The organism is Streptomyces sp. AK08-02 (assembly GCF_033795085.1).
GTDB classification, from domain to species: domain Bacteria; phylum Actinomycetota; class Actinomycetes; order Streptomycetales; family Streptomycetaceae; genus Streptomyces; species Streptomyces echiniscabiei.
Genome location: NZ_JARAZV010000030.1, coordinates 42,994 through 56,963 on the forward strand (window position 1 = coordinate 42,994; position 13,970 = coordinate 56,963).

Annotated in this window: 9 protein-coding genes; 6 read left to right on the forward strand and 3 right to left on the reverse strand. The window is 71.2% G+C overall.

The window, feature by feature from the left end; translation table 11 throughout:
• Positions 1-2: 2 nt before the first annotated feature.
• Together PV734_RS42770 and PV734_RS42775 are read right to left on the reverse strand one after the other, a co-directional pair.
• Positions 3-1,373 carry an ABC transporter substrate-binding protein gene (locus PV734_RS42770; RefSeq protein ID WP_319294743.1) on the reverse strand — a complete coding sequence of 457 codons (1,371 nt, stop codon included), beginning with the start codon at positions 1,371-1,373 and terminating at the stop codon, positions 3-5.
• Positions 1,374-1,662: 289 nt separating this feature from the next.
• Positions 1,663-5,355, reverse strand: a complete 3,693-nt coding sequence (locus PV734_RS42775; protein ID WP_319294774.1) for an FHA domain-containing protein — start codon at positions 5,353-5,355, stop codon at positions 1,663-1,665.
• Between the two features lie 471 nt (positions 5,356-5,826).
• Between PV734_RS42775 and PV734_RS42780 the strand changes: the two genes are divergently transcribed.
• From PV734_RS42780 to PV734_RS42795, 4 genes are all read left to right on the forward strand, one after another.
• Positions 5,827-7,557 (forward strand): serine/threonine-protein kinase, encoded by a 1,731-nt coding sequence (locus PV734_RS42780; RefSeq protein WP_319092558.1) that lies wholly within the window; start codon positions 5,827-5,829, stop codon positions 7,555-7,557.
• A 297-nt stretch (positions 7,558-7,854) separates the two neighbouring features.
• Positions 7,855-9,138 carry a serine/threonine-protein kinase gene (locus PV734_RS42785; RefSeq protein WP_319092557.1) on the forward strand — a complete coding sequence of 428 codons (1,284 nt, stop codon included), beginning with the start codon at positions 7,855-7,857 and terminating at the stop codon, positions 9,136-9,138.
• A gap of 429 nt (positions 9,139-9,567) precedes the next feature.
• Positions 9,568-10,674 (forward strand): peptide chain release factor 2, encoded by a 1,107-nt coding sequence (gene prfB / locus PV734_RS42790; protein WP_006375990.1) that lies wholly within the window; start codon positions 9,568-9,570, stop codon positions 10,672-10,674.
• Between the two features lie 312 nt (positions 10,675-10,986).
• A complete protein-coding gene (locus PV734_RS42795) occupies positions 10,987-11,598 on the forward strand; it encodes a hypothetical protein (protein WP_319092556.1) in 612 nt (203 codons plus the stop codon).
• A 156-nt stretch (positions 11,599-11,754) separates the two neighbouring features.
• Here PV734_RS42795 and PV734_RS42800 read toward each other — a convergent pair whose 3' ends face one another.
• A complete protein-coding gene (locus PV734_RS42800) occupies positions 11,755-11,946 on the reverse strand; it encodes a hypothetical protein (protein ID WP_319092555.1) in 192 nt (63 codons plus the stop codon).
• Between the two features lie 274 nt (positions 11,947-12,220).
• Between PV734_RS42800 and ftsE the strand changes: the two genes are divergently transcribed.
• Together ftsE and ftsX are read left to right on the forward strand one after the other, a co-directional pair.
• Entirely contained in the window at positions 12,221-12,910 is a 690-nt protein-coding gene (ftsE, locus tag PV734_RS42805) for a cell division ATP-binding protein FtsE (RefSeq protein ID WP_044472073.1), read from the forward strand.
• Positions 12,911-12,992: 82 nt separating this feature from the next.
• The gene (gene ftsX, locus PV734_RS42810; RefSeq protein WP_006375987.1) at positions 12,993-13,913 is read left to right on the forward strand and encodes a permease-like cell division protein FtsX; all 921 of its coding nucleotides are present in this window, start codon (positions 12,993-12,995) and stop codon (positions 13,911-13,913) included.
• Positions 13,914-13,970 lie beyond the last annotated feature (57 nt).

The following is a 13,970-nucleotide window of genomic DNA, read 5'->3' on the forward strand; positions in this document are numbered from 1 at the left end:
CGTCAGCCGTTCTTGTACGCCTTGACGGCGTCGGCCTCTAGTTGCTTCTGGGTGCCCGCGACGTCCTTCGGGTTCTTCAGGAAGTCCTGGAGGTCCTTCCACTCGCCGACGCCCTGGGTACCGCCGAAGGCGGCCGGGGCCTGGTCGGACATGTCGAAGCGGAAGTCGTCGCCGGCCGCGATGAGGGCCTTCGCGATGTCCCGGGTGACGGCGTCCTTGTACGCCGACTGGTCCATCGTCTTGCTCGGCGAGAGGAAGCCGCCCTGTGCCGCCCAGATCTCGGCCGCGTCCGTCGAACCCAGGAACGTCAGCAGGGCCTGGGCGCCCGCGCCGTCCTTCAGCGCCACGGCGACGTCACCGCCGCTGACGACAGGGGCCTGGTCGCCGACCGCCGGGAACGGGAAGACCTTCGCGTCCGTGCCGATCTTCGCCTTCGTGTCCGCGTTGATGTTGGCGGCCACGAAGTCGCCCTCGAAGACCATCGCCGCCGGGGTGTCACCGGAGAAGGTCTGGGTGACCGACTTCGGGAACTCGGTCGCCAGCGCGCCGGAACGGCCGCCCGCGAGGAGATCGTCCTTGCCCCAGAGTTCGGCGAGGGTGGTCAGGGCGTCCTTGACGGACGGATCGGTCCACTTGATCTTGTGCTGGGCGAGCTGGTCGTACTTCTCCGGGCCGGCCTGCGACAGATAGACGTTCTCGAACCAGTCGGTGAGGGTCCAGCCGTCGGCACCGCCCACGGACACGGCGGGGGAGCCTGCGTCGGAGAGGGTCTGCGCGGTGGCGATGAAGTCCTTCCAGGTGGTGGGGGTGTCCGGGACGCCCGCGGCCTCGAAAGCGGCGGTGTTGTACCAGACCAGGGACTTGTTGGCGGCCTTGACGTAGATGCCGTACTGCTTGCCCTCGAAAGCGCCGAGTTCCTTCCAGCCGGCGTCGAAGTTCTTGTCGAGCTGGGCTTGGGCGTCCGTGCCGAGCGGCTTGAGCCAGCCCTTCTCGGCGAACTGGTGCAGTACGCCCACCTGGGGCAGGAACGCGACGTCCGGGGGCTTGCCGCCCTGGATCTTCGTACCGAGGAACGTCGAGGTGTTGTTGCCGGTCGGCACGAAGTTGACCTTCGCGCCCGTGCGCTTCTCGAACTCCTGCAGAACCTTGGTGAAGTTCTCCTGCTCGGGGCCCGTCCAGACGGCGGCGACCTCCAGGGTCTGGCCGTCGAGCTTGGGGAGCCTGACGGAGGCGGAGGTGTCACCGCCGGTGCCCGTGCTGGTGTCGGTGCCCTTGTCGCCCGGGTCGTCGTCGGAGCCGCAGGAGGCGAGGGTGAGTGCGAGGGCGGTCGCGGAGAGGGTGGTCAGGGTGCGGGTACGAAGAATGCTGCGCATGTGTGCCCCGTTCGTCGTTCGGCGTTGAACGTGCTCGGTGCTGTCGCGTGGGCTCTGGTCTACGCCGGGTCGTGGGGGTCGGCAAGTACGCCTGCCGCGTCAAGCGGGTGATCGTGACCGCGTCGTGTCCAAGGGTGCCCCCAAAACGCTTCCCCACGCGTTCATCGGGTTGGCGCACACTTCTCCAGCGCAGGCCCGCACTCTCAGCCTGTCCGGCGATTGAGGACAAGGCCCGTTCAGGGCCGGAGCGGGGGTCTGGGGGCGAGCCCCCAGGGATGGTGAGGTGCCGTCACAGCAGTGACGGCACCTCCGTCGCCGACACCGAGCGCGCCGCTCGTTCCAGCGCGCTGGCCAGCAGGGCCAGGTCCGTCGGCCCGTTGCCCAGCTCACGCACCGGCCGCCGCGCCGGTGGATCACCCATCCGCTGCCAGTCCAGCGCGGCGACCGTCGGCCGCAGCGTCGCCGTACGCGGGATACGCCCCGTCACCCGCCCCCCTTGGAACGGGATGCCCCTTCCGTCCGCCCCGCTCAATCGCCCCCGCCCGGCCGCGGGCTCGTCCGGCCCCGGCGCGGGCGCGTCCAGCAGGACCCGCAGCGCGGCCCCCCGGGCCAGCTCCGTCTCCGCGGTACGTCCACCGACGCCCGCCGCGGCCACCAGATGCACCCCGAGCCGCTCGCCCTCCCGGGCCACCGCCTCCAACGCCCGCACCACGGACCCCGCCGACGGCCGCCCCGGCGAGCCCAGCGCGGGCGACACCAACGCGTCCAGATCGTCCACGACCACCACGAGACGGGCCAGGGGCGGTGTCTCCGTACGCCGCCGACTCGCCGCCGGACGCAGGCGCAACGTCGAACTGGGCGCCGTGTCGAGATCCCCGGCCCCGCCCCCGGACAGCTCCGCCCGCACGGCCGTACTCGCTCCGGAACCCGTACCCGAACCGTGCTTGCCGGACCCCGCCCCCGACCCGGACCTCGCGCCGGACGCCGATCGCTGTGGCCCGATCCGGCCGGACAGTTCGCGCCCGGTGTGCCACTCGGCGAACCCGACCCGCCCGAGCAACTCGGCCCGGCGCTTCAGCTCGGCGCTCAGCGACTGCGCGAACTCCCGCATGCGCACAGGGTCGTTGGCCGTGAGGTGAGTGGTGACATGCGGAAGGTCGGTGCACACCCGCAGGCCCTCGCCGTGCTGCGCGCCCCCGCTGCCACTGCCACCGCTCCCACCTGTGCCGTCCCGGCCGTCCATCAGCACGATGCCCAGCCGGTCGGGCCGCTCGGCCGCCGCCAGCGACGCGACGACCGCCCGCAGCAGCTCCGTACGCCCGCTGCCGGGTGGCCCCTCGATCAGCAGATGGGGTCCCTCCGCCGCGAGGTCCACGCCGACCGGCCCGCGCGGACCGGCACCGAGGACGGCCCAGGCCCGGCCGCCGAGGGTCTCCTTGTCGTCGGCCGCGTCCGCCCAACGGGCCATCAGGGACGCCGGGGTGGCCCGGGCGAGCCCCAACTCGTCGAGCAGCCGCGCCGCTTGCGGCAACGGCGCGGAGACGCGCTGCTGCCGTGCCCCGGCGGCACCGTCGGTGCGCAGCGGAGCCAGCGCCCGCGCGAACCGTTCGGCCCAGGGCAGGGACACGGCGTCCACGGCGGCGACGGAGCCCTGACCGACCAGCCCGGCGGACGACGGGGACCCCGAGCCGGGGGTGTCCATGTCGGCCGAGCCGGAACGTCCAGGCGGGTTCGCTCCCGTCCGTGCCACCCGCATCACATGCAGCGCGGTGGCCACGTCGCCGCTGAGCAGCGCGACCGCCCCGCACTCACGGAACGGGGGCGAGGCCGCGCAGGCCGCCTCGTACGTCTCTGCCACCGGTGACGCGGGCGACGCCGCCTCCGTCTCCGCGAGGCACAGGACGTGGATCCCGGCCCGCGGTCCTTCCTGCGCCAGCCGCGCCACGGCCTCCCGGACCGCCGCACCACCGGGGTCCCCGTCCACCACGACCACGGTGTACGGGCCCGTGAAACCGTTCGCCGACTCGGCGGGTTCGTCGTCCCGGGCCCAGGAGGGCCGCCGGGCCGCTTCCCGGTCGCCCGGGGCACCGGCATCCGGTTCCCCACCGGTCTCGGCACGGCCGGCGGGGCTCTTCGCCGCCGCCTCCGCGTCGTGGTCCTCCAGACGCCGCAGGAGCTCGTCGGCGCGGGCTGTGGCCTGTTCGCGGTCGTAGGCGAGGAGGAGACGGCAGTCCTGGCCGTGCCCGGGGCGCAGATGCGGGAGCCAGCCGAGCCAGGCCCATTCGGCCGTGCGCTCCTCGACGGTGCGCGAGCGGTCCGTGCTGATCAGAACGATTTCCAGGGCCTCGGGGGAGTGCAGCGCCGTCAGCTGGGCCACCACCGCGCGGGCCAGCCCCGAGAGCCGCGCGCGCGGTCCCGCCAGCCCCAGCGCCCCGACCTCGCGCAGACCCGCGGTCACCGGTACGGCGGGCAGCAGCCCGGAGCCGTCGGGGGCCGCCCGGTCCGCCGTACCGAGCCGCAGCGTGAGTGTTTCCGGGTGTCCAGGGCCGCGCTCCCACAGCCGGGGGCCCGGGCCGAGGGCCGTGAGCAGCAGTGTCGCCGGGTCGGGCCAGCTCTCCGGTGCCTGCGCGGGCGCCTCCGCGAACTCGGGGGCCGCCTGGTCGGACACCGGGTCCTCGTCGTCGTACGCCTCGCTCCCGGCCGGCTCCTGCTCCGTGCGCCCGCCGGTCAGCCGGCGCGCCCACTTGGAGAGCCCACCGCGCTTGCGCCCACCCTGCGGGACGTCCGTCCCCCGCAGGGGCGTCCCCTTGCGCCCGCTGCCCGCGGAGGCCTCGGCGTCAGGTGTGCCGACTGTGTCTTCCCTGTCCGCCCTGTCCGCCTCGTCGTGAGCGCGGGCTCGCGGTACCGCGACGGCGCCGGACATCGACTCCGGCAGGGACAGTCCGGCGCCGTGGGTGTCCCCGGCACCGCCCGACGCCCCGGCCGCGCCCGTGGAACCCCGGTTCTCGATCCGCGGTGCCCGGCCCTGGCCCGGCACGACCGGCTGCGCGGCCTCCGACACGCCCCCGGCCGCTCCCCAACTCGCCGAACCGTAGGCGTGATGGGTCTCAGCGGAGGGCGGCTCAGCCGTGCCACCGGGCTGCACGCGCGCGTGCGCTGAATCGGACGTGGATGTGGTCGTGGACGCGGATGTCCCGGGGAAAGCCCCCCTGGTGCCGGGGTTCGGGACGCTTTCGGGGTTCTCCGGCGTGCCCGTCGTGCGCGCCGGAACCTTCGCGTGCCCCTCGGGGACGCTCACGCGTACGTGGCCCTCGCCGTCGGGGGTCGTGTCCACGCGGGCGCCCGCGTGGCCGGGCGGCGTCAGCCGCAGGGCCGACTCGCCGATGCGCAGCAGCGCGCCCGGGGGGAGGCGGACCGGGCGGGTGCCGAGGCGGGCGCCGGACAGCGTCGTGCCGTTCGTCGAGTCGAGGTCCGCGACCGCTATGCGGCCGTCCTCCGAGACCGTGACCGCGCAGTGCAGCCGGGAGACGTCCGGGTCGTCCAGGGGGACGTCGGCGTCCGCGGAGCGGCCGATGGTGATCTGGCCGCCGTGCAGGAGATGGACCCCGCCCGCGTCCGGTCCCGCGACCACGTGCAGTTGGGCCGCCACCTCGTCCGCCTCGGGGTGCGGCTCCGGCTCGGCCGGGGTGCCCAGGGCGAGCACGGCACCGTCGACCAGCGGGGGTTCGCCGAGGGTGCAGCGCTGGGTGTCGAGGCGCTGGTCGCCCGCGTAGAGCACCACCGCGCCGCCGCTCTCGCGCTCCCGGCCGCGCTCGGGCAGGGAGGAACCCCCGTCACCCGCGACCACCGACGCCAGGGCCGAGGCGACCGTGGCCAGCGCCGTGCCGGCGGGAGCGGTGACCACCACGTCGCAGCTCGCGGTACGCGCCCACGGCTCCGAGGGTGGCCCCAGTGGGTCTACGACGGTCAGCCGGATCTGCATCGCCGTCAGCGGTCCCTTCTGCACGGACACCCGTAAAGGAGGACGAAGCCACGCCACGGGTCCCACCACCGCGGACTTCCCCCACCGCACACGAGCACGTAGGCCAGTACTGGAGGCATCCTCGCACCTGCCACTGACAACGCGCCCGCCCCCCACCGATAAGTGATCTTGAATGGTCACCTCTGCCCGTAAAAGTGCCTGACCAGTGACCGGCGGCTGTCCGTTTGAGATCGGTTTGGTAATCGATTTGAGATCGGTCACGTTCGGGATTAGGCAACCGAGGAGACCGATCGAGACGTCTTTGCCATCGACTTTCCGACGACTTTCCGGCCTCTTTCCGTCGAACGCGCCAAGGAGGCCGTACGTAGCCGTCTGTGGAGGCGGTCGTTGCCCAGGGTGTCCTGCGGGCACGGCACTACAGTGGGGCGGAAAGACCGTGTACGGGATGTACGTATGTAAGGGAGCCACGACGTGCGGCCGGTAGGGAGCAAGTACCTCCTTGAGGAGCCGCTGGGACGCGGCGCCACAGGCACCGTCTGGCGCGCCCGCCAGAGGGAGACCGCGGGAGCCGAGGCGGCCGTGCCCGGCCAGCCCGGCGAGGCCGTGGCGATCAAGGTCCTCAAGGAGGAGCTCGCCAACGACGCCGACATCGTGATGCGCTTCCTGCGCGAGCGGTCCGTGCTGCTGCGGCTGATCCACCCGAACATCGTCCGCGTACGGGACCTGGTGGTCGAGGGCGATCTGCTGGCGCTGGTCATGGACCTCATCGACGGCCCCGACCTGCACAGATATCTGCGGGAGAACGGCCCCTTCACGCCCGTCGCCGCCGCCCTTCTCACCGCGCAGATCGCCGACGCGCTCGCCGTCAGCCACGCCGACGGTGTGGTGCACCGGGACCTGAAGCCCGCCAACGTCCTGCTCATGCAGGACAACGGCCGGATGCACCCGATGCTCACCGACTTCGGCATCGCCAGGCTCGCCGACTCCCCGGGCCTCACCCGCACCCACGAGTTCGTCGGCACGCCCGCGTACGTCGCCCCCGAGTCGGCCGAAGGCCGTCCGCAGACCTCCGCCGTCGACATCTACGGTGCCGGCATCCTGATGTACGAGCTGGTCACCGGCCGTCCGCCGTTCGGTGGCGGGTCCGCTCTCGAAGTCCTGCACCAGCACCTCACCGCCGAACCGCGCCGCCCGTCGACCGTGCCCGAACCGCTGTGGACGGTCATCGAGCGCTGCCTGCGCAAGAACCCGGACGAACGGCCCAGCGCCGAGAACCTCGCGCGCGGGCTGCGCGTCGTCGCCGAGGGCATCGGCGTCCACGCCAACTCGATGCAGATCGCGGCGGCCGAAGGGGTCGTCCACCTGCTCGCACCGGATCCGGCGCCGACCGTGGTGCCCGGCTCCGGCGACCCGACGCAGGTGCTGCCCTACGGGGCGGGCGCCCCGGCGGCGTACGACCCGAACGGTGCCACCAGCGTGCTGCCGCACACCGCGGGGCCCGGCGGCCCGGGGGCGATGGGCGCCGCGGATCCCACCGCCGTCATGCCGCCCGTGCCGCAGAGCCAGACCGGGGGCCCCGGCGGATCCGGCGGGCCCGAGGAGCCGCACCCCTGGCAGAACCAGCTGCGTGCCGCCCGGGACCGCAACGAGCAGACGCAGGTCCAGTACCTGGACCCCGGCGAGGACCCCCTGCGCCGCCGGCCCCAGCGGCAGCCGGGCCGGCCGCCGCAGCAACAGCCTCAGCAGCCGCCGCCGTACCAGCCGCCGCCGTCGCGTCAGCAGCAGCGGGGCCCGCAGCCGCAGCCCGGTTACGGCTATCCGCAGGGGCCGGGACAGGGACAGCAGCCCCAGCACCAGCAGTACGCGCCTCAGCAACAGCCGCAGCAGCCCCAGCAGCGGTACGCGCCCCCGGCGCCGCAGCAGCCCCAGCGCCCTCAGCAGCCCGAGAGCCGGCCGCCGCGCGAGCCGAGGGAACCCCGGCAGCGCAGCGCGAACCGGATGAGGATCCCGGGGCTCGGCTGTCTCAAGGGGTGCCTGTTCACGATCGTCATCCTCTTCGTCGCCGCGTGGCTGATCTGGGAACTGAGCCCGCTGCAGGAGTGGGTCGGATCGACGAAGGGGTTCTTCGCGCAGCTCGGTGACTGGGCCGACAAGGTCGGCAACTGGGTGGGACGTGTGACTAGCACTGACCAGAACCCGTAGGGCCGGGGCGCGGCGGCTTTCCGGCCGCGCGGGATTTTCCCGGCCGCGGGGAGGCTGTTTGCCCAATCAGGTCCTAGCCGGGGCATTTGAGGATCAGGTGGGCGGAGCTCCGGCCGTGTTTCGGTGCGACTCTGGGGATTTGTCGACACCTGGCGGGTGATTTCCGTCCCGGCGGTGAAGGTTGCGGCTCCGGACGCGTAGTTTTGTCGGCTGAGGTCGAGGTTTTGTCGGGCGAGGGCCCGGGGTGTTCCCCCGGGACCGGCGCCGCGTCGGCAACACGCGTCTGTAGGAGCAGTCTTGGCACGGAAGATCGGCAGCCGGTACACCGCCAACCAGATCCTGGGGCGGGGCAGCGCCGGCACGGTGTGGCTGGGCGAGGGGCCCGAGGGGCCCGTCGCCGTCAAGCTGTTGCGCGAGGACCTGGCGTCGGACCAGGAGCTCGTCGGACGCTTCGTGCAGGAGCGGACCGCGTTGCTCGGCCTCGAACATCCGAACATCGTGTCCGTACGGGACCTGGTGGTCGACGGCAACGACCTCGCGCTCGTCATGGACCTGGTGCGGGGTACGGACCTGCGCACCCGGCTCGACCGCGAGCGCCGGCTCGCCCCGGAGGCCGCGGTCGCGATAGTGGCCGACATCGCGGACGGCCTGGCCGCCGCACACGCCGCCGGGGTCGTGCACCGCGACGTGAAGCCGGAGAACGTGCTGTTGGACATGCAGGGCCCGCTGGGCCCCGGCGGCTCGCACCCCGCCCTCCTGACGGACTTCGGCGTCGCGAAACTCATCGACTCACCGCGGCGGACCCGGGCCACGAAGATCATCGGTACGCCGGACTACCTGGCGCCGGAGATCGTCGAGGGCCTGCCTCCGCGCGCGGCCGTCGACATCTACGCGCTGGCGACGGTTCTCTACGAACTGCTGGCCGGCTTCACACCCTTCGGCGGCGGTCACCCGGGTGCGGTGCTGCGCCGGCATGTGACGGAGACGGTCGTACCGCTTCCCGGTATCCCCGAGGAACTGTGGCAGCTGCTCGTGCAGTGTCTGGCGAAGGCGCCGGCGTCGCGGCTGCGGGCGTCCGAGCTGGGGGCACGGCTGCGGGAGCAGTTGCCGTTGCTGGTGGGGATGCCGCCGCTGGACGTGGACGAGCCGGACTCGGAGGACGGGGAGGAGTCCGGCCAGGGCCCGACCCAGGGTCACGGGCAGGGGCACGGTTCGCGGGACGAGGCGTACGACGAGATGGCCGTGCCGGCGGGGGAGCGGGTACGGCGGGGAGCGGTGCCTCTGGTGCGGGGCGCCAAGCCGGACTCCAACCGGGACACGCACACGTCGATGCGGGTGCCGGGGCCGGACGAGCTGGCGGGCGGGGCGCTGGGCACGGCCCGTGTGCCGCGTCCGGTGGGCGCCGCGCGGCCCGGCTCGGCGCGGCACCGGGCCTCGGCTCGGCGGCGCAGGGTGACTTTGGGGGCGGCCGCGGTGGTGCTGGTTGCGGTGGTGGGGGTCGGTACGTGGGTGGCCGTGTCGGGGGACGACGCGGGAGCGACGCCGCAGGACACGCAGAGCTCCGCACCGGCGGCCCCGTGACCTGGGGGCTCCGCCCCCAGACCAACCCCGCTGGTGCCCCTGGGGGCTGCGCCCCCAGACCCCCGCTCCGGCCCTGAACGGGCCTTGTCCTCAATCGCCGGACGGGCTGGGGGTGCGGGCCTGTGCTGGAAGGGTGCGGCCGGGGCTGGAGGGGTGTGGCCTGGGCTGTTGAAGCGGTGGGGGCCGGTGGGTGGGAACGAAGCCGGCCCTGAACGGGCCTTGTCCTCAATCGCCGGACGGGCTGGAAATGCGGGCCTGCGCTGGAAGGTGTGGCCGGAGCCGGGGGTGGGGCGGTGGTGCCTGGGCTGGTCAGATGCGGTGAACGGGTGGGTGGGTGGGAAACAGGGCTCGGGCTGAACCGGCCTCGTCCTCCGTCCCGGACCCGGCGCCGAAAGTCTGCCGCTCCGGCGGAGCCGTTACGCTGGTGTCGTGGCAGTCGTCGATGTATCCGAAGAGCTCAAGTCCCTCTCCTCGACCATGGAGTCGATCGAGGCCGTCCTGGACCTCGACAAGCTGAGGGCAGATGTCGTCGTGCTCGAGGAGCAGGCGGCAGCGCCGTCCCTGTGGGACGACCCGGAAGAAGCGCAGAAGATCACCAGCAAGCTCTCCCACCTCCAGGCGGAGGTGAGGAAGGCCGAAGCGCTGCGCGGACGGATCGACGATCTGAGCGTGCTCTTCGAGATGGCCGAGGAGGAGGACGACCCGGACACCCGCGCCGAGGCGGAGTCCGAGCTCACCTCCGTGAAGAAGGCCCTCGACGAGATGGAGGTCCGTACCCTCCTCTCCGGCGAGTACGACGCCCGTGAGGCCCTCGTCAACATCCGCGCGGAGGCCGGTGGCGTGGACGCCGCCGACTTCGCCGAGAAACTGCAGCGCATGTACCTGCGGTGGGCGGAGCAGAAGGGCTACAAGACCGAGATCTACGAGACGTCGTACGCCGAAGAGGCCGGCATCAAGTCGACCACCTTCGCCGTCAACGTGCCGTACGCCTATGGCACCCTCTCCGTCGAGCAGGGCACCCACCGGCTCGTCCGGATCTCGCCCTTCGACAACCAGGGACGTCGCCAGACCTCGTTCGCCGGGGTGGAGATCCTGCCCGTCGTCGAGCAGACCGACCACATCGAGATCGACGAGTCCGAGCTGCGCGTCGACGTGTACCGCTCCTCCGGCCCCGGCGGCCAGGGCGTCAACACCACCGACTCCGCGGTCCGCCTCACCCACCTCCCCACCGGCATCGTCGTTTCCTGCCAGAACGAGCGTTCGCAGATCCAGAACAAGGCCAGCGCGATGAACGTGCTCCAGGCCAAGCTGCTGGAGCGCCGCCGCCAGGAGGAGCAGGCCAAGATGAACGCCCTCAAGGGCGACGGCGGCAACTCCTGGGGCAACCAGATGCGTTCGTACGTCCTGCACCCGTACCAGATGGTCAAGGACCTGCGTACGGAGTTCGAAGTCGGCAACCCCGAGGCCGTGTTCAACGGTGAGATCGACGGATTCCTCGAAGCCGGAATTCGCTGGCGCAAGCAGCAGGAGAAGTAGCACTCCGCAGGACCCGCCCGAAGAGCTCCTTGTCGACAAAGCAACCGCCGCCCACCGGGCGGCGGTTGTTCTGTGTCTGAGGATGTCTGGGTTTTACATCACACTCACAGGGTCCGATGTGCGGCAAGCGAGGATCAAGGGGACATTGCGCGCGCAACGACCTTGACGTGTTCTTGGAAAATCGAAAAGGTGAGGCTCGGCATGCGTATCTCTGGGGCGCATGTGAACCGGGGGCGCTCACTGCCGCCCCTGTCGATCACGGCCCCGAGCGCAGCTCCAATGACGAATTCAGCTACTGGGGGTACCAGCCATATGACGAACAAGACGCGGATCCGGGTCGCGCGGATAGCGGCCGGAGCGGTGATTGCCGCCGGCGCGTCGTTCACCGCCGCGGGCATCGCCTCCGCCGACGAGTGCGACCTGGTCGTGATCTGCGCCGGCACGCCGAGCCCGGACCCGACCCCGACCGCGACGGACCCGACCGGTGTTCCGACCCAGCCGGACCCGGACCCGACGACGGCCGACCCCGAGCCCTCTCTGCCCGACCCGGAGCCGACCACGGCCCTCCCGGAGCCCTCGGAGCCGGAGGAGCCCTCCACCGAGCCGAGTGAGCCGACCGACGAGGACCCGACCGACACCCCGTCCGACGACCCGTCGGACGAGACCGGCACGGGCAGCGACGGCGGCAACAGCAACACCGACCCCGACGGCGGCTCGAACACCTCCGTCCAGGAGGAGGGCTCCTCGGCCCTCACCGACACGGGCTCGGAGACCGCGGCCCAGGGTTCGGGCGACGAGCTCGCCGAGACCGGTGCCGCCGAGACGACCTTCCTGATCATCGGTGCCGCCACGATGATCGCCGGGGGTGTCGCCTTCCGCGTCCTGCCGCGCCTCGTGGGTGGCCGTGGTGGCGCCGCAGCCTAGTAGCACCCGTCGTACCCGCCGTACCCGGTAGTTCGTACGCCTCGCGTACACACCACGAAGGGCCCGGAGCTTCGAAGCTCCGGGCCCTTCGTGGTGTGTCCTGTGACGGACGGGACGGGTCGACTGCGCCTCGCCGCGCCGTCTGTCCGCGCCCGGCTATGCCGTCTGGTGAGCCACCAGTGCCAGTGCCGCTATCAGCACCGCCAGCAGCGCGATCAGCGCCATCGGGTTCAGTCCGGCGAACGGCCCCTCCTGTTGCATCCGCTCGCGGCTGGCCCGGCAGACGGGACAGCGTCCCTCGCTCACGGGCGCCGCGCAGTTCGCGCACACCAATCGGTCGTACGTCATGCGCCTTGCCCTCCTTGCGCCGCTTCCACGTACACAACGCTTACGGGAACGCAACCGTTCCCCACTCCACGCTCCACTGTGCCAGGTTCCGCGGAATTCGGCGCGGTTCGCCTTATCCTGCCCACCGCTCACCGGGGTCAGTCGAAGATCCCGGGCCGCCGTCGACCGTCATAAATGGGCACAACCCTTGCGCAAAGCACTCCCGCGCCTGCGCTCGCGTCCCCGGTTCGCGTATGGTCACGGTCACCTGCCCCCGATGGTCCGTGGTGTATCCGTGATCCGATTCGACAGCGTCTCCAAGGTCTACCCCAAGCAGAACCACCCCGCCCTCAGGGATGTCACCCTGGAGGTCGAGAAGGGTGAGTTCGTCTTCCTCGTCGGGTCCTCCGGCTCCGGAAAGTCCACCTTCCTGCGGTTGATCCTCCGCGAGGAGCGCGCCAGCCACGGTCAGGTGCACGTCCTGGGCAAGGACCTCGCGCGCCTCTCCAACTGGAAGGTGCCGCAGATGCGGCGCCAGCTGGGGACGGTGTTCCAGGACTTCCGGCTGCTGCCGAACAAGACGGTCGCCGAGAACGTCGCCTTCGCGCAGGAGGTCATCGGCAAGTCCAAGGGCGAGATCCGCAAGTCCGTGCCCCAGGTGCTCGACCTCGTCGGCCTGGGCGGCAAGGAGGAGCGGATGCCCGGTGAGCTGTCCGGCGGTGAGCAGCAGCGTGTCGCCATCGCACGGGCCTTCGTGAACCGGCCCAAGCTGCTGATCGCCGACGAGCCGACCGGCAACCTCGACCCGCAGACCTCCGTCGGCATCATGAAGCTGCTCGACCGGATCAACCGGACGGGCACGACCGTGGTGATGGCGACGCACGACCAGAACATCGTCGACCAGATGCGCAAGCGCGTCATCGAGCTGGAGAAGGGCCGTCTCGTCCGCGACCAGGCGCGCGGCGTCTACGGCTACCAGCACTGACGGTCGATGTCGGTCACCTGCGATCACCGGTGGTCGGTGACGTCGACGGTCCTCGGAGTTCCCGGAAAGGCTTGAGCTCGCCATGCGCGCCCAGTTCGTACTGTCGGAGATCGGTGTCGGTCTCCGTCGCAATCTGACGATGACCTTCGCCGTCATCGTCTCCGTCGCCCTGTCGCTCGCCCTGTTCGGCGGGTCGCTCCTGATGAGCGACCAGGTCAGCACGATGAAGGGCTACTGGTACGACAAGGTCAACGTCTCGGTGTTCCTCTGCAACAAGAGCGACGCCGAGTCCGACCCGAACTGTGCCAAGGGCGCGGTGACCAGCGACCAGAAGAAGCAGATCCTCGGCGATCTGGAGAAGATGGACTCGGTCGTGGAGAAGGTCACGTACGAGTCCGCGGACGAGGCCTACAAGCACTACAAGGAGCAGTTCGGCGACTCCCCGCTGGCCAGTTCGCTCACCCCGGACCAGATGCAGGAGTCGTACCGGATCAAGCTCAAGGACCCGGAGAAGTACCAGGTCATCGCGACCGCCTTCGACGGGCGGGACGGTGTGCAGTCCGTGCAGGACCAGAAGGGCATCCTCGACAACCTCTTCGGGCTGCTCAACGGCATGAACTGGGCCGCCCGGGCGGTGATGGCGCTGATGCTCGTCGTCGCGCTGATGCTGATCGTCAACACCGTGCGTGTTTCCGCGTTCAGCCGTCGGCGTGAGACCGGGATCATGCGGCTCGTCGGTGCCTCCGGGTTCTACATCCAGGCGCCGTTCATCATGGAGGCCGCTGTCGCCGGGCTGATCGGTGGCGGTGTCGCCTGTGCCTTCCTGTTGGTCGGGCGGTACTTCATCATCGATCACGGGCTGGCCCTGTCCGAGAAGCTGAACCTGATCACCTTCATCGGCTGGGACGCCGTACTCACCAAGCTTCCGCTCATCCTCGCGACGAGTCTGCTGATGCCCGCGTTGGCCGCCTTCTTCGCGTTGCGCAAGTACCTGAAGGTGTGACACATGCCAAGGGGGTCGTTCGGACATCCGACCGTACGGCCCTTCGGCTTGTCCTAG

Excerpts from the sequence above, each read along its gene's own strand:
- ftsX (WP_006375987.1), top strand. The coding sequence starts at position 12,993 with ATGCGCGCCCAGTTCGTACTGTCGGAGATCGGTGTCGGTCTCCGTCGC.
- PV734_RS42770 (WP_319294743.1), bottom strand. The coding sequence starts at position 1,373 with ATGCGCAGCATTCTTCGTACCCGCACCCTGACCACCCTCTCCGCGACC.
- PV734_RS42795 (WP_319092556.1), top strand. The coding sequence starts at position 10,987 with ATGACGAACAAGACGCGGATCCGGGTCGCGCGGATAGCGGCCGGAGCG.
- PV734_RS42800 (WP_319092555.1), bottom strand. The coding sequence starts at position 11,946 with ATGACGTACGACCGATTGGTGTGCGCGAACTGCGCGGCGCCCGTGAGC.
- PV734_RS42775 (WP_319294774.1), bottom strand. The coding sequence starts at position 5,355 with ATGCAGATCCGGCTGACCGTCGTAGACCCACTGGGGCCACCCTCGGAG.